Annotated in this window: 16 protein-coding genes; 10 read left to right on the forward strand and 6 right to left on the reverse strand. The window is 60.2% G+C overall.

What is annotated here, in order from left to right:
• Positions 1-11 precede the first annotated feature (11 nt).
• Complete coding sequence (locus EMB92_RS09245) at positions 12-821, forward strand: TraX family protein (RefSeq protein WP_150394653.1); 810 nt, start codon at positions 12-14, stop codon at positions 819-821.
• Positions 822-835: 14 nt separating this feature from the next.
• On the opposite strand, the gene EMB92_RS09250 is transcribed toward EMB92_RS09245, so the two are convergent.
• Both EMB92_RS09250 and EMB92_RS09255 read right to left on the reverse strand, forming a co-directional pair.
• The gene (locus EMB92_RS09250; RefSeq protein WP_150394654.1) at positions 836-2,023 is read right to left on the reverse strand and encodes a sensor histidine kinase; all 1,188 of its coding nucleotides are present in this window, start codon (positions 2,021-2,023) and stop codon (positions 836-838) included.
• 12 nt (positions 2,024-2,035) lie between these two features.
• Positions 2,036-2,740, reverse strand: a complete 705-nt coding sequence (locus tag EMB92_RS09255; protein WP_150394655.1) for a response regulator transcription factor — start codon at positions 2,738-2,740, stop codon at positions 2,036-2,038.
• Between the two features lie 172 nt (positions 2,741-2,912).
• Between EMB92_RS09255 and EMB92_RS09260 the strand changes: the two genes are divergently transcribed.
• Positions 2,913-3,539 (forward strand): hypothetical protein, encoded by a 627-nt coding sequence (locus tag EMB92_RS09260; protein WP_223847673.1) that lies wholly within the window; start codon positions 2,913-2,915, stop codon positions 3,537-3,539.
• A 50-nt stretch (positions 3,540-3,589) separates the two neighbouring features.
• Complete coding sequence (locus EMB92_RS09265; RefSeq protein WP_150394656.1) at positions 3,590-4,555, forward strand: hypothetical protein; 966 nt, start codon at positions 3,590-3,592, stop codon at positions 4,553-4,555.
• A gap of 152 nt (positions 4,556-4,707) precedes the next feature.
• Here EMB92_RS09265 and EMB92_RS09270 read toward each other — a convergent pair whose 3' ends face one another.
• Positions 4,708-6,522, reverse strand: a complete 1,815-nt coding sequence (locus EMB92_RS09270) for a glycoside hydrolase family 13 protein (protein ID WP_150394657.1) — start codon at positions 6,520-6,522, stop codon at positions 4,708-4,710.
• A 109-nt stretch (positions 6,523-6,631) separates the two neighbouring features.
• Between EMB92_RS09270 and EMB92_RS09275 the strand changes: the two genes are divergently transcribed.
• A complete protein-coding gene (locus EMB92_RS09275) occupies positions 6,632-7,237 on the forward strand; it encodes a DUF624 domain-containing protein (RefSeq protein WP_150394658.1) in 606 nt (201 codons plus the stop codon).
• Between the two features lie 161 nt (positions 7,238-7,398).
• Here the strand turns inward: EMB92_RS09275 and malQ are convergent, their stop codons facing one another.
• Together malQ and EMB92_RS09285 are read right to left on the reverse strand one after the other, a co-directional pair.
• On the reverse strand, positions 7,399-9,765 hold the full coding sequence (gene malQ / locus EMB92_RS09280; RefSeq protein ID WP_150394659.1) for a 4-alpha-glucanotransferase: 2,367 nt from the start codon (positions 9,763-9,765) through the stop codon (positions 7,399-7,401).
• A 391-nt stretch (positions 9,766-10,156) separates the two neighbouring features.
• Entirely contained in the window at positions 10,157-11,845 is a 1,689-nt protein-coding gene (locus tag EMB92_RS09285; RefSeq protein ID WP_150394660.1) for an alpha-amylase family glycosyl hydrolase, read from the reverse strand.
• A 328-nt stretch (positions 11,846-12,173) separates the two neighbouring features.
• Between EMB92_RS09285 and EMB92_RS09290 the strand changes: the two genes are divergently transcribed.
• From EMB92_RS09290 to EMB92_RS09310, 5 genes are all read left to right on the forward strand, one after another.
• The gene (locus EMB92_RS09290; RefSeq protein WP_150394661.1) at positions 12,174-13,427 is read left to right on the forward strand and encodes an extracellular solute-binding protein; all 1,254 of its coding nucleotides are present in this window, start codon (positions 12,174-12,176) and stop codon (positions 13,425-13,427) included.
• Positions 13,428-13,496: 69 nt separating this feature from the next.
• A complete protein-coding gene (locus tag EMB92_RS09295) occupies positions 13,497-14,897 on the forward strand; it encodes a carbohydrate ABC transporter permease (protein WP_043166072.1) in 1,401 nt (466 codons plus the stop codon).
• A 29-nt stretch (positions 14,898-14,926) separates the two neighbouring features.
• Positions 14,927-15,829: a sugar ABC transporter permease gene (locus EMB92_RS09300; RefSeq protein ID WP_043166126.1), complete on the forward strand. Its 903-nt coding sequence runs from the start codon at positions 14,927-14,929 to the stop codon at positions 15,827-15,829.
• Positions 15,830-15,834: 5 nt separating this feature from the next.
• Positions 15,835-17,883 (forward strand): type I pullulanase, encoded by a 2,049-nt coding sequence (gene pulA / locus EMB92_RS09305; protein WP_223847674.1) that lies wholly within the window; start codon positions 15,835-15,837, stop codon positions 17,881-17,883.
• Between the two features lie 17 nt (positions 17,884-17,900).
• A complete protein-coding gene (locus EMB92_RS09310) occupies positions 17,901-18,683 on the forward strand; it encodes a TraX family protein (RefSeq protein ID WP_223847675.1) in 783 nt (260 codons plus the stop codon).
• 6 nt (positions 18,684-18,689) lie between these two features.
• On the opposite strand, the gene EMB92_RS09315 is transcribed toward EMB92_RS09310, so the two are convergent.
• Entirely contained in the window at positions 18,690-19,721 is a 1,032-nt protein-coding gene (locus EMB92_RS09315; protein WP_150394663.1) for a LacI family DNA-binding transcriptional regulator, read from the reverse strand.
• Positions 19,722-20,173: 452 nt separating this feature from the next.
• Between EMB92_RS09315 and dnaK the strand changes: the two genes are divergently transcribed.
• Positions 20,174-22,060, forward strand: a complete 1,887-nt coding sequence (dnaK, locus tag EMB92_RS09320) for a molecular chaperone DnaK (protein WP_150394664.1) — start codon at positions 20,174-20,176, stop codon at positions 22,058-22,060.
• Positions 22,061-22,062 lie beyond the last annotated feature (2 nt).

Below are 22,062 nucleotides of genomic sequence, written 5' to 3' on the forward strand. Positions count from 1 at the left end.
AAAATGCTATTATGAATAGTTTACAGTTGAAAATTGTTGCTTGCGTGTTTATGGTAATTGACCATTGTGCGGTGTTTGCTTCGCCTCACATTGCACTTCCGATGCATTGGATTGGTAGGCTTGCAGCTCCTGTATTTGTGTATCTTTGCGTGTGGAGTTGTAAGTACACAAGAAATATCTGGAAATATGCGTTCAGCTTATATTGCGCAAGTGTTATAATGATCGCTGTAGATGCGCTGATTAATAGCACGTCGAATGTGTTTAACATGCTGTTTCAAATTGCTTTAGTAATAGCGATTCTCTCACTTAGCAAAGTTATTTATAGGGTCTTTCTTTTATCATTCTACATAGTATGGCAGTTTTTGTCATCTCTGTTAGTTATATCGATTTTGCCTGTTTGGGGAGATGCTGCTCAGTATGTTCTTTCTATTGTCCTTGGTAACTTAGTGGATGGAGGTTATTTTTGGGTTTTGTTTGGGGTTGCTTTATTTTACTGCCGTGAAAATGATGTTGTCGTCTCAATATGCGTGATGACGTTCTCAATTATTGCTTTCTTTACTCAGAATCTAGGATTCGAACTCATGACTTTAGTGGGTCAAAATTTTCCTGTGATTGGTGTTGTTCGAACTTTTGGATATTTTGGACATTGGGGTCCTTTGGTTAGTAATCAATGGATGATGGTGTTTTCATTTCCTCTATTATGTCTATATAACAAAGAGAGGGGATTATATTCAAAGTTTGTGTTCTACTTCTTCTACCCAATTCATTTGATTATTATTCATGCGTTCATGGTTATGCTTAATGTATCTCTTGGAGCATAAATAATTAAAATGGACTAGAACGGAATAGCGGCATGCATTGACCAAATGCCTTTGGTTTGAACTTCTAGTGTTCCGTTCATCGCGGTAATGATTTCGCTGTATCTTTTCAGTCCTGAATTCATCCCTTTCATATGCATCTTTTCATTGGGTTCATGTACACATTTATCGCTTAATTCAAGTGTTACTTGACTGGCTGTGGTTGAGATGAGCAATGTGTATTCATATTTTGGATCTGAGTGTTTTGTAATATTGCCAAATAGTTCATGAATAAAATCGATAAGGAACCGTTCGATATGTTCGGGTAATGTGTTTATATTTCCTATGGTGATGATTTCGCCATAGTAACCCATGTTTTCGATGCGAGTTTGTTGTTCCTTGATCTCTTCCTCAATATGTTTTTCTTTATTCTTAATATTTTGAGAACTATTTATCTGAGTTGATTTTGTGTCTGATATAATAAATGTGCTGTCTAGAGTTGTTATCGATTGACGTGTATGGTGTAATGCGTTCGATGCGAGATCGCGAATTGTTAGTAATTCCTTTGTCTGGTTACTGATTCTATCCGATGTATTGTCTGTTATCGAGGTATTATTGTCTTCAAGTTGTTTATTGATGATCATTATTATGTTTGTTAAATCATTCGTCGTGTGGTCATGTAACTCTCTTGCGATTTGCATGTTGTGCTGTAAGGTTATGGTTTTTTGATATTCTTTTATGTGTTGTGCATTAATTCTAAAGCCGTGGCCGATTCCTGCGCCTATTACAATAAATGCAATAAAAGTATATGCACTTCCTGCTCCCATTATCCCTGTCGGACGTATTATACCGTCAAGTATCATTATGAATGAGTATAATAGTGACATTGCATAACCTATTAGTGGTTTGTTGTAAGTGGAAACAGCTATTGCGGATATTCCTAGTACAAGCAAAGATAATGGTACAGGATCGAGAATGGTTTCTCCTAATGCCGTAATCCAAAGTATTGCATATGAAGCAGAAATGGGATATTTAATATAATATATTATTATTATCGTTGTTGTGATAAATAGGACTACGGTGAGTCCCAGTTCTCTTGTCGAGGGTTCTATTGCTTGCAGTAGAATCAGATAATTTATGAATTCTACGATTGCTGTTGTTCCTATAATTAATGCCATTAGTGAAAGATATGGGTGTGCAAATTGTTTTACTATCTTCTTAATCATCTATCTAACTCTTTACACGATATGCATGGATCGACAGTAATCCATTGCTTCCAGCCAGGTGGCAACGCCGAGCTTCCGTTTGATGTTTCTTCGGTGTGATGAGACTGTGTCCGCAGTGATACCCATGCGTGCGCCGATCTGCTTGCTGCTGAGCGCGCCCAGACTGAGGGCGACGATGGTGCGCTCGATGTCGCTCAGTGGCTTCGTGACGTGGTTGCGGGTATTCGATGTTGGTGCCGTTTCCGCTGCGGTCTGTTGTTCATCGGCTATCTTTTTGATTGTGTCAAGCAGCCCCTGGCCAAAGGTCGCCTTGTCAAGTAGCGTGACGATGCCGGCGTGTGCCGCGGCCTGTCGATAGGTGTCGAGATTGTACGAGGTCATGCCGATGATCACAGTGTGTGGCGATCTACTGAGTATCAACGAGGCGATCTGAGGTCCGGTCACGCCGTTCAACGCCATGTCGATAAGCAGTATGTCGGTCTTACCTTGCCAGTTTCCGGTCATACGACATTCCTGGATCGCGTAGGCAGGGGACGTGGTCGACCAGATCGTCACCTTACGGTGCAACCTACGACTTTGTGACTCCAGCATTCGTGTGATGCTGTCCAAAGCGAGTGCATCGTTGTCCAGTATCCCGATGCGAAGCAGCGAGTCTGTAACTGCCGATGCTGAAGCGGTTTCTTTTCCTGAGTCTTCAACGGGGTTTTCGTGATTCATGCTCTAAGTATATGCGAGATTAGTGCAAAGGCAGAATGTGCTATGCAGTTTTCTGCAATGTGTCGGCAAAAAGATGATGGGATAAGTTATCCTTGAGTACATCATCTAGAGTTTTTTGTCAAAGGAGATTGAATGATTAAGTGATAGAAAGAGATTAAAACAAATAAGCAATATGGAGGGAAAAATGTATCATTCAAAGCATGTTTTGTCTATTCTATTAACGGTCGTAATGTTGCTCTTGCCTGCTAGATATGCGTTTGGCGACGATATTAGTCAGATTGAGCTTTCTCCGCAAGAACTTGAGAGTGCTACTGTTGCCGACCCCTCGGGAGCGGATCCCAGTTCTGTGATGCCCTTATCTAAGGACTCTGAGCCGTTGACTATTCCTGGTGGAAAGGGAACTTTGACTTCAAATGCTTGGCGGTCGTCATCATATACAGTCTCTGGGAATACGTTAAAATGGGACTACCAAGTATCTGCTGTTTACTCCGGTAATAGGAAAGTGTCTAAGATAAGAACAACGTGGAAGGGTTCTGCTTCTCTTAGAAACTCTGCTTCTATTAATTTGGGAATATCATCATCTGGAGGAAGTGCTGGAGCTGGCGGTGGATGGCAGTACGTGAGCACTGTTGCAAAATATTGGGAAAACAATAACGGCGCAAAAGAAGCAAGTTATCGTTCTAATATGGTTGTTGCTCCGGCAAGAGATTATAGGAGTGATACTATTTCAATTGTTAATACAGCGCGCGTGCAATTGAGTGGTGATAAGAAGTCATACGAAATTAGCGCTAGTTGTTGATATGGTTTGGCGGACTATGATGTCCGCCAAACCATTGGAGGTGTATATACGTGCGTAGAAAAGCGTCGTTGCTTGTGGCTGTTTCTTGTGTCGTTGCTGCCGTTCTTTTGTCTGTTTCGTGTGGAGTTAGTGTAAATACGGACAACAAGGACGGTAAGTCAGTAAGCAATCAATCTGACAATTTATATTGGTTGCCCAATATTACTAGGAAAAGTGAAGTATATATCTACGATAGATTGTCGCACCGGTTGGCTACTTTTGATGTCGATAAAGAACAAATAGTCAATAGAAATGACAAGCCGAACTTCATGCAATATGAATTTAATGATATTCGGTCCAATATTTATACTTCTGGAGATAGTATTTCTAATCATTTTACAATACTGAAAGTAGCAGATAACAAGATTCGCACTTTGTGGAAAGGTGATGAGAATATTGCCGTTTTTCCTTTAGCTTTTTCGGAAGGTACTTTATATTTCGTACAAAGCGTATATGGGGAGAATGGCGACGAAAAATATGAAGATCGTGCTATATATTCTTTTGATGAGAGTGCTGGTGATATGGAATGTCTTTCAGAGACCAAGGGAATGAAGATAGACTCCGGTGTTCTTATAAATAATGATCTTTATTTCACTGTATACGATGACTCATCGAATAAGTACAATCTATTGAGACTGACTCTATCTAGTGGCTTTGATCCAGTTCTTATTAAAGATGGACTGGAGTCTGGATCTGTCTATAAGAATAATGGAGTAATATGGATAGAAGAACGGGATAGTATATGTAGTTTAGAAAATGAAAAGACTTGTATTCATAAATCGGAATTTAATTATTTCTATGGCGAAAACGTCATTCAGCTTGATTCTCTATATGAGGACAAAATGCGTTTGACTATTAGGAATTCTTCAGATAATTCAGTCCGATTCTCCGTGGATGATTGTATTGGTTTCCGCTATGCTGATTCCACTATGGACATATACAAGCATGATGGTGGTTTTAAATATCGTCTTGAGTAGTTCTTCCTCGTAGTGTCGTCCTGCGTCATATATCCGTTGATGATCTGTTTGCCTCTCAGACTTGCTTTGTGAGACAGTGTCTTGATGAGAGATAACGTAAACGGACATCTGACGCAGGACACATATGGGATCTCTGCTTAGTGCGGCGCCTGTCAGCGGACGAGCCAGGCGGTGGCGTCCTGCGGGAGACGGTCGTCGTCGGTGAGCGGGGCGGAGGTGAGGATCACCGCGCCGTCGGGCAGGGCGACCGGCTCGGAGCCGAAGTTGGTCACCGAGGTGAGTGTGCGGCCCTCGGTCGCCGGGCGCGCATATGCGATGACGTCGTCATGGCCCTCGTCGCCGTCCAGCCAGTCGAACGTCGAAGTGTCGCCGGTTGCGGTGAGGAGCTTTGCGCGCAACGCCAGCGCGCGACGGTAGAGGTTGAGCATCGACCCCTTGTCGTTGGCCTCGACGTCGGCCGCGAAGTCCTTGAACCACAGCGGCTGCGGCAGATGCGGCTCGGCCGCGGGCGAGCCATTGGCGCAGGTCGCGGGGGAGAAGCCGAACGACGTGCCGGCCGCGAAGTCCGGCGACCACGAGGCCGAGGCGATCGCGGGGTAGTCGCCCTCATCCGCGGACCCATCGCCCGTGTGATCGTCCGCACGATCATCCGCAACCCACGGCAACGGCACGCGGCAGCCGTCGCGGCCCTTGTCGGTGAAGTTGCGACGCGTGTTGAACGGCGTCGGATCCTCGAGGCGATCCCACGGGATGTTCGCGACCTCGAACAGGCCCAGCTCCTCGCCCTGATAGATGTACACGGCGCCGGGCAGTGCCAGCTCCATCAGTGCGGCGGCGCGGGCGCGACGCGTGCCGAGCGCGCGGTCCTCGGTGTACGAGGTGCCGTCGCGCAGCAGCCAGTCGTGCGCAAGCTGATGATAAACGGGGCCCTTCACCTGCGGCAGACCGTAACGCGACGGGCTGCGCGGCACGTCATGGTTGTTCATCACCCACGTCGTGGTCGAGCCGTCGGTCTCGGCGGCCGCCTCGAGACCGTGACGGATCGCGGAACGGAACTCGTCGACATCCCAATTCGCCTCGGCAAACTCGAAGTTGAACACCTGACCGAGCTCGGCGGTGTCGGCGTACAGGTGCTGATGCTCCGGCACCACCCACGCCTCGCCGACCGCGAAGCGCGGCGGGTTGTACTCGTCGAACACCTGGCGCCACTCGCGGTAGATCTCGTGCACCTCGCGACGATCCCACAGCGGGCTGGTGAAGTCGTGGCACAGCACCTGCTGCACGGTGTCGGCGGGCATGTCCTCGAGCGGCGTGCTCTCGAGGTCCTTGGCGAGGCCGTGCGCCACGTCGATGCGGAATCCGTCCGCGCCGTGGTCGGACCAGAATCGCAGGGTCTTCTTGAACTCCTCGTGCACGTCCGGGTTTCTCCAGTTGAGGTCCGGCTGCTCCTTGGCGAAGATGTGCAGGTACCACTGGCCGTCGTCGACCTGCTGCCAGGCCGGCCCGCCGAACAGCGACTGCCAGTCGTTCGGCGGCAGCTCGCCGTGCTCGCCGCGGCCCTCGCGGAAGATATAGCGGTCGCGCGCGGCAGATCCGCGGCCGGCGGCCAGCGCCTCCTGGAACATGATGTGCTTGTCGGCCGTGTGGTTCGGCACGATGTCGACGATCACCTTGATCCCGGCCCCGTGCGCGGCGGCGACCATCCGATCGAAATCATCCATCGAGCCGAGCCTCGGGTCGACGTTGCGGTAGTCGATCACGTCGTAGCCGCCGTCGGCGAGATCCGACGGGTAGAACGGCGACAGCCAGATCGCGTCCACGCCGAGGTCCCTGAGATAGTCCATCTTCTCGGTGACGCCGGCGATGTCGCCAAGGCCGTCGCCGTTCACGTCCTTGAAGCTGCGCGGGTACACCTGATAGACGACGGCCTGCTTCCACCAGTCGTCGTGTTCGTTGTTCGCGGTCATGCTGTTCCTTTCCCTTTTCGTGATGACAACGATATCATTGAAAACGTATGCAATATGATGTGATGTCCGCGGCGAAGCGGGCGCGCGAGTGATCGACGGAGGTTCGACGATGCGATTCCTGTCACCCGATTCCGGACTCATGCGAGGCCTTGGCGACCTCGTTGACGCGATCTGGATCAACATCCTGATGCTGGTCACCAGCCTGCCGCTGGTCACGGTCGGCGCCGCGCTGTCCGCGGGATTCGACACGGCGCGGCGATCGTTGGCAGGCGAGGGCGGCGGCGTCACCCGCAACTATTTCCGCGCGTTCCGTGCGAACCTTGTCAAGGCGACCGCCCTGTGGCTGCCGTTCCTTGTCGTCGGCGCGGGAGTCGCCTACTCGTGGATCGTGTTGCGGATCACGCCGCTGCTCGTGCCGAAGTTCGGCCTGACCGTGCTGTGGGTCATCGGCTTCGAATGGGCGTTCGCGCTGCAGTCGCGATTCGAGAACCCGGTCGGCCGGACCTTCGCCAACGCGTACGTGTTCGGTGTGACCCGATTCGGCTACACGCTGGCGATGGTCGCGATCGACGCGGTGTGGATCGCCCTGCTCGTCGCCTGCTGGTTCTACCTGCCGCAGGGGCTGTTCCTGCTCGTCGTGATGGGGTACGGCACGGCGACGATGCTGCACGTGCCGGTGTTCGAGTGGGCGATGAAGGCGTATCTCTCTAGATGAATGACTACCCCTCAGACCCGCTTCGCGGGCCAGCTCGTCCCGCAACTGCGGACGCGCTGCGCGCGCAGCTGACTGGCTCGCATGTCGGCTCGCACGTTGCCTACAAACAGCATTGCTGTTTGTTTTCACGGCAACGTCCTAACAGGGGGAGACGAGATGGGCTAGTTGTTCATCACCCGGGCCAGCGAGAGCACGCGCGGGTCGGCGAACACCTCGTCCGTGTGCACCACCCGCCCCGAGGCGTTCTGCAGCGGGATGCGCCAGTTCGGGTACTGGTCCGATGTGCCCGGCTGGTTGACTGTCGCGTGCTGGCCGGTGCCGTCGACCAACGCCGCCTGACGCAGCAGGGAGGGCGTGGCGGTCAGCATCGCGTGCATCGCCTCGACGATCTCCTGCTCATGGCCCGGCACGTCCGCGGCGGCCTCGGCGCTGAGCCGGCCGTCCTCGACCAGACGATCCAGCATCGCCTGGCGTTCCGCGCGTGCCGAGGCGGCGAACACCTCGACCGGTTCGGACAACAGATGCAGACGTTCGCGCAGCGCGACATGCTCGAACTCCAGATAGCCCGCGGTCGGCGGCAGATCGTGCGTCGTGACCGACGCCAGCGCCTGACGACGGTAATCGGTCGGAGGCTTGTACGGGTCGCCCGCGTTCGGCGAATCGTCGACGCGCGCGAACCACTCCACATCGGTGCCGAGCACGCCGCGATCGGCCAGGATTCGGCGCACGTAATCAGGCACCGTGCCCAGATCCTCGCCGATGACCATGCCGTTCGCGCGCGTCGCCTCGATCGCGAGCACGGCCAGCATCGCGTCGTGATCGTACATGACGTACGCGCCGCCCTTCGCGCCCCTGCCGCGGGGAATCCACCACAGACGGAACAGGCCGAGCACATGGTCGATGCGCACCGCGCCGGCGTGCGCGAAGATCGAATGGACCATCTCGCGGTACACGCGGTATCCGGTGCGCTCGAGATAGCGCGGGTTGAACGGCGGCTGACCCCAGTCCTGACCCTGCTGGTTGTAGAAGTCCGGCGGGCAGCCGACCGTCACCGAACCGACCGCGAACCGCTCCGGGCTCCACCACACGTCCGCGCCGAGCGCGTGCACGCCGACCGCCATGTCGAGCATCAGCCCCAGCGCCATGCCCGCGTCCTTCGCGGCCGACTGCGCGGCGGTGAGCTGCTCGTCGGCGATCCACTGCAACCAGCGGTTGAACTCGAACAGGTCGCGATGCTCCTCGACAAGGGCCCTGACCTCGGGCGATTCGCGGTTCGTGCGGTCGAACCACGAATCCGGCTCCCACGGCGCGCCCCACACCTCGAAGGCGACGCACCACGTCGCGAACGCGTCGAGATCCGGGCCGGCGTGACGCTTGAACTCCTCGAACGCGCGATCGCGCTCCGGCGTGCGCGGCGCGTCGAAGATCAGACGCAGCGCCTCGCGCTTCGCGGCCCACGAGACGTTGAGATCCATCGGATTCGGGTCGTCGTTGCGGCCGGCGACCCGCGCGTGCAGGGCGTCGACGCGCTCGCGGTCGGCGGGGCTGAGATCGGCGTACTCCGGCACATCCTGCGGGCGGATGTACGTGACGTTGAGGAACCGGCGCGATTCCGGCAGGTACGGCGACGGCTCGAGCGGCGGGATCGGCGCGCCCGCGTGCACCGGGTTGATGAGCATGAAGTTGGCGCCGGACTTCGCGGCGGCGTCGGCGGCGAGGCGCTTGAGGTCGCCGTAGTCGCCCACGCCCCACGAGTCGCGCGAGCGGACCGAGTACATCTGCGTCATCCAGCCCCAGCGCTGGCGGGTCCTGACCGCCTCGGGCAGGGCGATGCGCCTCGGGGCGACGATGAGCGTGGCGTCGGCGGTCTGCTCGGCCATCTCGACGTGCAGGGTGTGGTAGCCGATCGGCAGGTCGGCCGGCAGCGTCAGGATGCGGTCGCCGCTGTTGAAGTCGGGCAGGATGTCGGCGGGGTCGCTGCGCAGTTCGGTGCCGTCCTCGAGGGTGATGGTGACGGTCGGCTCCTCGTCGGGGATGTCAGCGGTGCCGGGGGCGTCGGGGTCCGGCGCGGGTGCGGCGGTGTCGGTGACGGGTGCGGCGGTTTCCGGGCGATGCAGCCGAATGGTGGCGGGGCTGGGCGTGGGGGCGTCTGGGTCGCCGTCCGAGTCGCCGTCCGGCCCGTCGACCGTGATGACGATGGTCGACGACGGGAGCAAACGTTTGCTGTTTTCCTCCTCGATTGCCGCCTGCGACCGCGCGATCGCCTCGTCCGACGTGGCGTCGACGCCGAGCGCGCCGAGCACGTTGACGAGCACGTCATCGTCGATCTCGACGTAGGTGCCGAGCTGGTCGATGTACGAGGTGGCCACCCCGCTCACCTTGGCGAGGCGGATCAGCGGGCGAGCCAGACGTTCGGCGCTTTCGGTGCGCTGTGTGCCTGCAGTTCCCTTGTGGTCCGCGGTGTCTGTCGTGGTCTTGGTGTCGACCGGCGACTGGGTCGGCACGTCGGTTGGCGTCTGTTCGCTCATGGGTGTGCTCCTTTGGGTGCGGCTGTGTGCACGCTGCGTCGCGTGCCGGCCGTCGTGCCGCTACTGCGCGACGCGACGGCATCCGGGTGCGGATTGCTGCTGTTGCATACGACCATACCGCGTATTGACATCGTTTGCAATACGGTGGGTGTGGCTAAGTCGAGTGTTCAGGGCTGCTTGTTCATACGTATCTGCGTTATGAGGGGTACATTTCCTGCTTTGCAGACCTCTATCTCGCTTACGAGGGGTACCTGGTGTGGGTATAAGAGCCCAAAAAATGGCTTGACGGCCACGAGGGCTGGCCATTCTCGGGGCTTTGTACTTCGGGTAGATACCCCTTGTAAGCGAGATAGATGTCCGCAGGAGTCCCGAAGTACCCCTCATAACGCAGTTAGCGCAGGATCGCGAGGGATTGGGGCGGCAGAACCAGCCCGTCCGTGTCGATCGACGGCTCGCCGACGGCAAGGATGATGGCGTGGGCGTGGTCGGCGTCGCCGAGGTGCAGGTGCAACGTGTCCCGACCGGGGTTCATCGCCACGATGACTGAGTCGACGGTGTCTTTCGCCGTGCGGCGATAGGCGAAGAGCCTCCCGTCGCCGGACAGCACCTCAAAGCCGGCGTCGGAGGCCAGGGCCGGTGTAGCGTGGCGGAACCGCAGCACGGCCTGCATCCATCGCCACAGCGAATCCGTATCGGCCATGCGATCCGCGACCGTCACGGGTGCGGCGCCCGGCGCCGACGGGCCGCTCTCGACCGGCAGATACAGATCGGCCGGGTCGCCCGCCTCGGAGAACCCGAGATTCGGCAGGCCCGCATCCCACTGCATCGGCGTGCGGCTGCCGGTGCGCACGTAGCCGCCCTCCTTGGTGGGCAGCGGACGGTAGCGCATCGCGATCTCGTCGCCGAAGTAGACGAACGGGCATCCGGGCATCGTCAGCAGCATACCGTACGCGATCTTGAGCTCGCGCTCGCTCAGGCGCTGGCCGACGCGCAGCGTGTCGTGATTCGACGTGATGAGGTCGAAGCGGCCGCCCGCGCGCTCGCAGTCGCGCAGCTGCGGCTCGTACTGCTCGAGGAAGCCGCGGATCGATTCGCCTGAATCGGCGTTGAAATAGCTGTGATCACCCTCGCGCACGAGTGGCGTATCGGTGTTGCGCAGCAGCATGTTGTAGCCGTTCGGATTGCCGTCCCAACGCCAGTCGAGGTAGAAGTCCATGTCGAAGCCGGCCTGCATCGACTCGTTCGGGCGCCCCCATTCGGAGACGAACGCGGCCTCGGGGAATTCGGGGCGGATCTTCGAGAACATGTACTGCCAGGTGCGGATCGTCGCGGGCTTGCCCCAGTCGTCGTGCTTGACGAGACTGTCGGCCATGTCGACGCGGAAGCCGTCGGCCCCGCGGGAGAGCCAGAAGCGCATCACGTCGACCATCGCGTCGCACGTGGCGAGCGCGTCGGGGCCGAGCGCGGGCTTCTGCCAGCCTTGTTTCGGATGCGCGAAGCCATAGTTCAGCGCCGGCTGGCATTTGAAGAAGTTGAGGATGTAGGTGCCGTCGCGTTCGGTCTCGCCGCCGATGAACGGCAGGCCGTCGCCGCCGGAGATCCAGCAGTCGGTCCAGATGTAGCGTTCGGAGACGTTCTCGCCGGCCGTTTCGCCGGATCCGCCCGCAACGCGGTCGGCCGGATCGGGCCGCGCGCTCGCACGGAACCAGGCGTGCTCCTCGCTGGTGTGGCCGGGCACGAGGTCGAGCAGGACGTGCATGCCGCGTTCGTGCGCGGCGTCGAACAGGGCGATGAGATCGTCATTCGTGCCGTAGCGCTCCGCGACCTTCCGGTAGTCGCGCACGTCGTAGCCGGCGTCCTTGAACGGGGAGTCGTAGCAGGGGTTGATCCACAGCGCGTTGCAGCTGAGGTCCCTGATGTAGTCGAGTTTCGCGGTGATACCGGGGATGTCGCCGATGCCGTCGCCGTTCGAGTCGTTGAACGACTGCGGGTAGATCTCGTAGAAGCATGCGTCCGCAAGCCATGCGGGGTGGTCGGGGTGATGCTCGTGCTGGTCGGTGATGTCTGCGATGTCGTTCATGGTGCCCTCCTCATTGAACACGCCGGTTGTGTCTCCAGTGTCTCGCGATTTCCTGAAACGACTGTCAGGATACGCAAGTAATGCGAACCTTGTCAATACGGCATGAAACGCCGTAAAACGTTGAAAAATCAACATAAACACACCGACACGCGCGAAAGAAGCGCAAGAAGTTTGCATACGTATGCAAAATCTCGTACACTGGTCCCAACACGAAAACACGGTCCGGCATGGTCGGCAATGAGGCTGCGGTGATCTCGCCTCATCGGCCAAGGTCGGAGTCGACGTGGGGAGTCGCATGGTGGGCGGCTCCGAAGGAAAGGAATCAACGATGATTGCACGATGGAAGAAAGCCCTTGCGGCCGTCACGGCGTGCGTGCTGTCGTTCGGCATGCTGGCCGCATGCGGCACGGCCGGCGCCGGCGCGAACGGCGGCGAGGTCGAACACATGACGCTCGTCGTCTGGGCCTCGCAGGAGGATCAGGTCGACTCCGACTCGTGGCTGCAGACCATGGAGAGCGAGTTCGAGAAGCGTCACCCCGAATACGACATCACGTGGAAGAACCAGGTCGTCGCCTCGGCCGACGCGGCCACGATCGCCAAGCAGGATCCGACCGTCGCAGCGGACGTGTACACATTCGCCTCCGACCAGCTCGGCACTCTGATCGACGCCGGCGCGGTCGGCCAGGTCAGCGATCCGACCATGAAGCAGCTCAAGGCGCAGACCGCCGGCAACGAGACGATGCTCAACACCGTCACCGCGCCCGACGGCAACGCGTACGGCGTGCCGCTGGCCGGCAATACCTGGTTCATGTACTACCGCAAGAGCAAGTTCACCGAGCAGGACCTGACCTCGCTCGACGCGATGCTCGCCAAGGGCAAGGTCTCCTTCCCGCTGACCAACTCGTGGTACCTGCCTGCCTTCTACATCGGCGCCGGCGGCACCCTGTTCGGCGAGGACGGCACCGACGCCAAGTCCGGCGTCCAGTTCGGCGGCGAGATCGGCGCGGCGGTCACTAATTACCTAGTCGACCTGCGCAACAACAAGAACTTCGTCAACGACAAGAACGGCTCCGGTCTGGCCGGCCTCAAGTCCGGCAAGGTCGACGTGGTCTTCACCGGCAACTGGGACGCCGCCACCGTGCGCGAGAACCTCGGCGACGACTGGGGAGTCGCCAAGCTGCCGAGCTTCAACCTCAACGGCAAGCAGGTGCAGATGCGCGCGTTCGCCGGCTCCACCGTCTACGCGTGGAACCCGTACACCAAGCACCCCAAGGCCGCCGACCAGTTCTCCGCGTTCCTGTCGAGCACCTACTCGCAGAAACGCCACTACGAGATGCGATCGGTCATCCCCTCCGACGTCGAACTCGCCTCCGAGTCGGACATCAAGAAGGACGCCGTCGCCCAGGCCCAGATGGACACCATCGCCGACACGTCCGTCGTGCAGCCGTCCATCGACCCGATGAGCAACTTCTGGGGTCCGTGCGAGAACTTCGGCAACTCCATCTACAACAAGGAAGTCACCCACGACAACGCGGCCAAGCTGACCGAACAGTGGATGAAGTCCTACGAGAACACGCTCTGACGCCGCGGACGGCACAGCCCGCAGCAACCCCAAGTCAAGGTAGACAAGGACAAGACAAGGACAACAATCATGGAAGCAACCGTTTCCCCAACCAAGAGCGGCAAGCGCGCCCGCCGCAGGCCGGCGGACTACATCCCGCCGTCCCGCTACACCATCCGCGGCGCGGCCGGGCAGGGCGACGCCCTGACCCGACTCTCGTTCCTCGTGCTCGGCGCCGGCAACATCGCCCGCAGGCAGATCGCCAAGGGCGTCCTGTTCCTCGCCGTCGAGATCGCGTACATCGCGTACATGGCCGTCTCCGGCGTGCCGGCGCTCGCGAACCTCGTCACGCTCGGCTCGCGCACGCAGACCAAGCAGAAGATCGACGGCTATTGGTACTACGATCCGGGCGACAACTCGGTGCTGCTCATGGTCTACGGCATCGCCGCCGTGTTCATCACCGTGCTGTTCGTCGTGTTCTGGTCGTACGCCGTGCGCAGCGCGTACAAGGCGCAGCTGCTGGCCGCCGAGACCGGTTCGGCCCCGACGTTCGGCGACGATCTGCGCAACATCACCGACCGTAACGGTCAGGTGGCGTTCATGGCGCTGCCGGTGGCGGGCATCCTCGTGTTCACCGTGCTGCCGACGCTCATCATGATGTGCATCGCGTTCACGAACTACGACTCCGACCACGTCCTGCTGTTCGACTGGGTCGGCTTCAAGAACTTCGGCCAGCTGTTCAGCGCGACCGGCGAGGTCAACGCCACGCAGTTCACCTCCGTGCTCATCTGGACGCTGGTGTGGGCGTTCTTCGCGACGTTCCTCAACTTCTTCCTCGGCCTGTTCCTCGCGATGGTCATCAACCGCAAGACCACCCGGTTCAAGGGATTCTGGCGCGCGGTGTTCTCCCTGTCGATCGCCGTGCCGCAGTTCGTCTCCCTGCTGGTCATCAACCAGATGCTCCAGCCCGAGGGTGCGATCAACCGTCTGCTCATCGAATGGGGATGGATCGATCAGGCGCTGCCGTTCTTCACCGACACCACATGGGCGCGCGTGACCGTCATCGTCGTGAACCTGTGGATCGGCATCCCGTTCACGATCATGCAGATCACCGGCATCCTGCAGAACATCCCGGCCGAGCAGTACGAGGCCGCGAGGCTCGACGGCGCGAACTGGTGGCAGGCGTTCACGCAGATCACCATGCCGTACCTCGTGTTCGTGCTCACCCCGTACCTGATCACCACGTTCACCGGCAACGTGAACAACTTCAACGTGATCTACCTGCTCTCCGGCGGCAACCCCACGCCCGTGGGCGACACGGCCGGCAAAACCGACCTGCTGATCACGTGGCTGTACAAGCTCACCGTCGATCGCGGCGACTACAACCTCGGTGCCGTCATCGGCATCTTCACATTCATCACGCTTGCGGTGGTCTCGCTGATCACCTACCGTTCCAGCGCTTCCTACAAGGATGAGGGAGGATTCCGATGAGCAGCAACATGAGCGGCAACCGTTTCGATATGACTTCCGTGACGACCGCGACCGCCAAGCCGGCCGGCAACCCGTTCTGGCACGACCAGCGTAAGCGCCGCATCGTCGGCGACGTGCTGAGCCATCTGCTGCTCGCCGTGCTCGCCGTGATCTGGGTCATCCCGATCGTGTGGGTGTTCCTCGAGAGCTTCAACAAGAACCCGGGGCCGTACAACGAGACGTTCTTCCCGACCGAGTACACGCTCGACAACTACGTCAAGCTGTTCACCGACAACCACGTGCTCAACTTCCCGCGCATGTTCATGCACACGTTCGTGATCTCCGTGTTCACCTGCGCGATCAGCGTGTTCTTCGTGCTGTGCGTCGCGTTCTGCATGAGCCGCATGCGCTTCCGCTTCCGCAAGTCGTTCATGAACATCGTGCTGGTGCTGGGCATGTTCCCGGGCATCATGTCCGTCGTCGTGATCTACTTCATCCTGAAGTCCCTGGGACTGACGCAGGGCGTGGGCGTGACGATCGCGCTGATCCTCGTCTACTCGGCCGGCGCCGGCGCGGGCTTCTACGTGATGAAGGGCTACATGGACACGATCCCGATGTCCCTCGACGAGGCCGCGTACCTCGACGGATGCACCCGCTGGCAGGTGTTCACCAAGATCATCATCCCCGTGTGCAAGCCGATGCTCGTCTACCAGGCGCTGACCTCGTTCCTCGGCCCGTGGCTCGACTTCGTCATGGCCAAGGCGATCGCCCGCACGCAGGACAACTACACGGTGGCTCTCGGCCTGTACCAGATGCTCTCCCGCGAGTACCTCAACGACTGGTTCGCCCGCTTCGCCGCGGCCGCAGTGGTCATCTCCGTCCCGATCGCCATCCTCTTCATCATCATGCAGCGCTTCTACCAGGAGTCGATGACTGGAGCGGTGAAGGGATGACACCCGTGTCACTGCCGCTGGCCGTGGTCGATGCGACGCCCGCCGAGCCGGCGATGCCCTGCCCTGATTACCCCGTGTACACGGGTGACGACCTCGGTGCGATTCCCGGCGCGCACGGCACCACCTTCCGCGTGTGGGCGCCGAGCGCCTCCGGCGTCACCCTGCGACTGTTCACCGCCGGATCGGACGGGGAGTCGGTCGAGTCCGCCGAACCGTTCGAGACCCACGAACTGACCACCGGCGCGGACGGCACGTGGCTCGTGCGCTGCGACGGCGTCGGCCACGGCGTCTACTACGACTACCTCGTGCACTTCCCGAACGGCGAGACGCATCGCACCGCCGATCCGTGGGCGCGCGCCGCCGGCGTGAACGGGCGGCGCAGCATGGTCGTCGACCTCGCACGAACCGACCCGGACGGCTGGGCCGACGATCGTCGCCCGCACGTCGCCGCCAAGGATCTCGTCATCTGGGAGACGCACATCGGCGACTTCAGCGCCGACCCGGCGAGCGGCATCCCCGCCGAGCATCGCGGCACGTACCTCGCGTTCACGCACGAGGACACGAGCGTCGACGGCGAGGGCGACTTCCCGACGTGCGTCGCGTACCTGAAGCACCTCGGCGTCACCGCAGTGCAGCTCATGCCGTTCTACGACTACGGTTCGATCGACGAGTCGATTCCCCGCGACGACCCGAACCGCGGCTTCAACTGGGGCTACGATCCGCTCAACTACAACGTTCCCGAAGGCTCGTACTCGACCGACCCGTTCCACGGCGACGTGCGCATCAGGGAATGCAAGCGCATGATCCAGGCACTGCACGCGGCCGGCATCAAGGTGATCATGGACGTGGTCTACAACCACCTGTACTCGCCGGACAACTGGTTCGAGCGCATGATCCCCGGCTACGCGCTGCGCCGCCTGGCCGACGGCACCTTCGCCGACGGCTCCGGCTGCTCGAACGACGTGGCCAGCGAGCACCCGATGATGCGCAGGTACATCGTCGACTCGGTCGTCCACTGGGCGCGCGAATACCACGTCGACGGCTTCCGCTTCGACCTGATGGGCCTGATCGACGTGGACACGATGAACGCGGTCCGCACCGCGCTCGACGCCCTGCCCGACGGCGCGTCGATCCTCATGCACGGCGAGCCGTGGTCCGCCCGCGAGACCGCGCTCGACCCGAACCCAGATCACCCGGTCATCCTCGCCGACAAGCGCGGCCTGCCGTACCTCGACCCGCGCATCGGCGCGTTCTGCGATTCGACGCGCGACGCGGTCCGCGGCCACATCTTCTACCAGAAGGAACCCGGATACCTGACCGGCGCCGCCGACGATTTCGCCGACGACATCCGCCGCGCGGTCGACGCGTGGCGCGGCACGTCGCGCGAGAGCGCGAGCGTGGGGCAGGTGATCCAGTACGTCTCCGCGCACGACGACCTGACCCTGTGGGACAAGCTGTGCGCGGCGATGCGCCGCATGCCGGGGGAGCGCGACTACGCGGCCGGTGGCTCTGCCGTCGGTGAGGCCGGCGCATGCGACGACCTGATGCGCGCCAACCGCCTGGCCGCCGGCATCGTCTTCTCCTCGGCCGGCGTGCCGTTCCTGCTCGGCGGCGAGGAGTTCGCACGCACCAAGCACGGCGTCTCCGACTCGTACAAGAGCCCGGTCGAGCTTAATCGGCTCGACTGGCGTCGCGCGCGGCGACTATCCGGACTGGTCGACCACTATCGCACGCTCATCGCCCTGCGACACGGCAACCCCGCGTACTTCGGCGGCGCGCGCATGGTCGTCGAACGTGACGACGCGGCCGTCGTCTTCCGCGTCGGCGACGACTGCATCGCCATCAACCCGACCGGCAGCGCCCTGACCCAGCCGACCGTCGATCTGGAGACCCTCGGGCCGTACGATGAGGTCACGAGGATCGCGCCCGACGAATGGGCGTGCATCTACGCCTCGATCGGCGCCGACGGCGATGCGGGCTCCCGCCCCGCGCTCGCCGGCAGGGCCATGCCCCTGCCGCCCTACAGCTTCGCCGTCTGGCGCCGCCGCAAGTGATGTAAGGAGAGATGACGATGAATCAGCCGAACCGGTCGCGTGCGTCGCGCGGACTGACCTCGTTCCGACTCAAGGTGATCGGTGCGGTGTTCATGGCGTTGTCGATCGCCTCGACCACGCTCATGCCCGCGATCCTCGGCGTCTCGCTCGACGCCGGCGCGGGCATGGCGTCGATCTCCTCCGCCGACATGGTCTCCCTGACCGAAATCGTCCTGTGCGAGATCGTCTCCTGGTGCGCCGTCCCGATCTACGCATGGCTGCTCGTCGACGGTTATCGTCACACGCGCGGCGTGTGGGCGTACGTCGGTCGCCTCGCCGCGCTCGCCGTCGTATGCGAGGTGCCCTACGACCTCGCGACCTCCGGCAAGGCGTTCGACATGTCATCGCAGAACCCGGTGTGGGGATTGGTCATCGCCCTGATCGTGCTCGCCTTGCTCGACTGGACGGCGGCGCGATTCGGCCGTGCGGCCGCACGCGTCCTCATCTGCCTGGCGATCGTGCTGGCCGGCATCATGTGGAATCTGCTGATGAACGTCGGTCTGCGCCAGCACGTCATGTACGCGGGCGCGCTGACGCTCGGCTTCGCGCTGATCTTCCGGTATCTCGCCGCCCGCGAGAACACGATGATGATCACCGCCGGATTGCTCGGCGCGATGATGCTCATCGTGCCGGCCGTCGGCGTCATGTTCCTGCACTGGCGCAACGGCGAGACCGGCTATGCGCGGCCGTGGACCAAGTGGGTGTTCTACGCCCTGTATCCGGTCATGCTGCTGGTCGGATGCGTGTTCACTGTGCTGTAGCCGCGCCTAGGCGGCGGTGTAGGGGGCGTCGGTGTCGCGTAGCACAAGCTGGGCTTCGACGGTTTCGTGGGCCTCGCTTGCGTCCAGCTTCTCGCCGTTGATCAGCTTCAACGCCTTGCGTGCGGCGGACCGGCCCATCGCGCGCGGATCCTGACGCATCGTGGTCAGGCCCATCTCGCGCGCGTAGATGCTGTCGTCGAAGCCGATGATCGAGTAGTCGCGCGGCGTGCGGCGACCGTATCGCTCGAGTTTGATGATCATCGGGATCGCCATCATGTCCATCTGACAGCAGATCGCATCGGGGAACTCGCCGAGTGCGAGCAGCGCGGAAAGCGCCGAATCGACGAACTCCGGACCGCGCGGCACGCTGAGCACGCGCCAGTCGAGATCCCTGCGACGGGCGGTCGCCTCCTCGCACGCGCGGATGAAGCCGCGCCCGCGGGCGTCGATCGAGGCGTCCATATCCGTCGCCTCGGAACAGGGGTACACGATGTGGCGATGCCCCAGTCCGATCAGATGCTGCGTGGCCCTGTACATGCCCTCTTCGTCTTCGATGCTGATCGAGGCGTCGAATCCGGTGGTCGAGGGGATGTTGATACCGATGATCGGCACGTGGATGCGCTTGAGCTGCTCCACCTCGGGCGGGTCGATCGCGAATGACGCGACGAACACCGCGTCCACGTTGCGCCTGATCGGCAGGTCCGTGAAGAACTCACGCCGATTCTCCGCCGTATCGATGTGCTGGAACAGGGAGATGTCGTAGCCCGCGGGATGCATCACCGACTCCAGGCCGGCGAACACCTCCGTGTTGAACCAGCTGGTGATCTCCTCGTTCATCAGCAGCGCCACGCGGTTCGTGCGTCCGGATTTGAGCGCCGTGGCCGAGCGGGAGATGTTGAAATCGAGGCGATCGGCGATGTCGAGCACCCTGCGCCGCGTCTTGTCGGAGACAAGATCGGGGCGTGTGAACGCGCGGGAGACCGTCGAGATGGAGACGCCCGCCGCCTTGGCGACGTCATGGATATCGGCTTTGGTCATCGGGCTCTCCTCCCATCATCGCCGGAGTCAAAGAACGGTACACCATCATACTGCGAACGTTGGCAACGGTGGATCGCGTTGCAGCAAATCGTTCTCAATAAGAAACGTGTGAGGATTGACGGGTCGTCAATCGAACGTTGAGATGGCCAAAATGGCGTGATTGCGCCGTTTCGTCCGTGTGGTGATGTGTGCGGAAATGTGTGGGAGGCTCACACATTTCTTATTGAGAACGATTCGCTGCAAGTTCCCTCTCGGCGACCGGTCGCCGAGAGGGGCAGCCCCCATTTAAAACTTGAGCAACACCCACTCAACTTTTTGTGTGGAATATGGGAATAAAACTTGCGAGTCGGAAGTTGAGTGGTGTAGGCTCAAGTTTTGGAAGGTCCGAGAGACGATCATCCGGAACTCGGGCGAAGAACGTAAGAACGAATAAGACAAAAGGAGCACACATTATGGCACGTGCAGTTGGTATCGATCTGGGCACCACGAATTCCTGCATCGCTACTCTTGAAGGCGGCGAGCCCACCGTCATCGTCAACGCCGAGGGCATGCGCACCACCCCGTCCGTGGTGGCGTTCAGCAAGTCCGGCGAGATCCTCGTCGGCGAGGTCGCCAAGCGTCAGGCCGTGACGAACGTCGACCGCACCATCTCCTCCGTGAAGCGTCATATGGGCACCGACTGGACCGTCGAGATCGACGGCAAGAAGTGGACCCCGCAGGAGATCTCCGCGCAGATCCTGATGAAGCTCAAGAGGGACGCCGAGGCGTACCTCGGCGAGCCGGTCACCGACGCCGTCATCACCTGCCCGGCGTACTTCAACGACGCCCAGCGTCAGGCCACCAAGGACGCCGGCAAGATCGCAGGCCTGAACGTCCTGCGTATCATCAACGAGCCGACGGCCGCGGCCCTCGCCTACGGCCTTGAGAAGGGCAAGGAGGACGAGCGCATCTTGGTCTTCGACCTCGGCGGCGGCACCTTCGATGTCTCCCTGCTGGAGATCGGCAAGGACGACGACGGCTTCTCCACCATTCAGGTCCAGGCCACGAACGGCGACAACCACCTCGGTGGCGACGACTGGGATCAGAAGATCATCGACTGGCTGGTCTCCGAGGTCAAGAACAAGTACGGCGTCGACCTGTCCAAGGACAAGATCGCGCTGCAGCGTCTGAAGGAAGCCGCCGAGCAGGCCAAGAAGGAGCTGTCCTCCTCGACCTCGACGAGCATCTCCATGCAGTACCTGGCCATGACCCCCGACGGCACGCCGGTCCACCTCGACGAGACGCTGACCCGCGCCCACTTCGAGGAGATGACCTCCGATCTGCTCGGTCGCTGCCGTGCGCCGTTCAACAACGTGCTGCGCGATGCGAACATCTCCGTCGGCGACATCGACCACGTCGTGCTCGTCGGTGGTTCCACCCGTATGCCGGCCGTCAAGGAGCTCGTCAAGGAGCTCACCGGCGGCAAGGAAGCGAACCAGTCCGTCAACCCGGATGAGGTCGTCGCCGTCGGCGCGTCCATCCAGTCCGGCGTCATCAAGGGCGACAAGAAGGACGTCCTGCTGATCGACGTAACCCCGCTGTCGCTGGGCATCGAGACCAAGGGCGGCATCATGACCAAGCTCATCGACCGCAACACCGCCATCCCGACCAAGCGTTCCGAGGTCTTCTCCACGGCCGAGGACAACCAGCCGTCCGTGCTGATCCAGGTCTACCAGGGCGAGCGTGAGTTCGCCCGCGACAACAAGCCGCTGGGCACCTTCGAGCTGACCGGCATCGCGCCGGCTCCGCGTGGCGTCCCGCAGATCGAGGTCACCTTCGACATCGACGCCAACGGCATCGTGCACGTGTCCGCCAAGGACAAGGGCACCGGCAAGGAGCAGTCGATGACCATCACCGGTGGTTCCGGCCTGCCGAAGGACGAGATCGACCGCATGGTCAAGGAGGCCGAGGCTCACGAGGCCGAGGACAAGAAGCGCAAGGAGGATGCCGAGACCCGCAACCAGGCCGAGGCGTTCGCCTACTCCACCGAGAAGCTCGTCAACGACAACAAGGAGAAGCTGTCCGACGAGGTGGCCAACGAGGTCACCGAGAAGGTCAACGCCTTGAAGGAGGCCCTGAAGGGCGACGACATCGAGAAGGTCAAGACCGCGCAGAGCGAGCTGATGACCTCCGCCCAGAAGATCGGCCAGGCCCTCTACGCCCAGCAGGGCGCCGAAGGTGCGGCTGGCGCGGCTGGTGCCGGTGCCGCCGGTGCCGCGTCGGGCTCCGCCTCCAACGGCGGTGACGACGACGTGGTGGACGCCGAAGTCGTGGATGACGACGACAAGGACAACAAGTAAGG

Origin of the sequence: Bifidobacterium callitrichos (assembly GCF_008698085.1) — a bacterium.
In the GTDB taxonomy this organism is placed as follows: domain Bacteria; phylum Actinomycetota; class Actinomycetes; order Actinomycetales; family Bifidobacteriaceae; genus Bifidobacterium; species Bifidobacterium callitrichos.

What these genes read in the sequence shown, in the direction of transcription:
- EMB92_RS09285 (WP_150394660.1), bottom strand. Translation starts at nt 11,845, where the DNA reads ATGAACGACATCGCAGACATCACCGACCAGCACGAGCATCACCCCGAC.
- EMB92_RS09275 (WP_150394658.1), top strand. Translation starts at nt 6,632, where the DNA reads ATGCGATTCCTGTCACCCGATTCCGGACTCATGCGAGGCCTTGGCGAC.
- EMB92_RS09310 (WP_223847675.1), top strand. Translation starts at nt 17,901, where the DNA reads ATGAATCAGCCGAACCGGTCGCGTGCGTCGCGCGGACTGACCTCGTTC.
- EMB92_RS09270 (WP_150394657.1), bottom strand. Translation starts at nt 6,522, where the DNA reads ATGACCGCGAACAACGAACACGACGACTGGTGGAAGCAGGCCGTCGTC.
- EMB92_RS09295 (WP_043166072.1), top strand. Translation starts at nt 13,497, where the DNA reads ATGGAAGCAACCGTTTCCCCAACCAAGAGCGGCAAGCGCGCCCGCCGC.
- EMB92_RS09300 (WP_043166126.1), top strand. Translation starts at nt 14,927, where the DNA reads ATGACTTCCGTGACGACCGCGACCGCCAAGCCGGCCGGCAACCCGTTC.
- EMB92_RS09250 (WP_150394654.1), bottom strand. Translation starts at nt 2,023, where the DNA reads ATGATTAAGAAGATAGTAAAACAATTTGCACACCCATATCTTTCACTA.
- dnaK (WP_150394664.1), top strand. Translation starts at nt 20,174, where the DNA reads ATGGCACGTGCAGTTGGTATCGATCTGGGCACCACGAATTCCTGCATC.
- EMB92_RS09255 (WP_150394655.1), bottom strand. Translation starts at nt 2,740, where the DNA reads ATGAATCACGAAAACCCCGTTGAAGACTCAGGAAAAGAAACCGCTTCA.
- malQ (WP_150394659.1), bottom strand. Translation starts at nt 9,765, where the DNA reads ATGAGCGAACAGACGCCAACCGACGTGCCGACCCAGTCGCCGGTCGAC.
- EMB92_RS09290 (WP_150394661.1), top strand. Translation starts at nt 12,174, where the DNA reads ATGATTGCACGATGGAAGAAAGCCCTTGCGGCCGTCACGGCGTGCGTG.
- EMB92_RS09245 (WP_150394653.1), top strand. Translation starts at nt 12, where the DNA reads ATGAATAGTTTACAGTTGAAAATTGTTGCTTGCGTGTTTATGGTAATT.
- EMB92_RS09260 (WP_223847673.1), top strand. Translation starts at nt 2,913, where the DNA reads ATGGAGGGAAAAATGTATCATTCAAAGCATGTTTTGTCTATTCTATTA.
- EMB92_RS09315 (WP_150394663.1), bottom strand. Translation starts at nt 19,721, where the DNA reads ATGACCAAAGCCGATATCCATGACGTCGCCAAGGCGGCGGGCGTCTCC.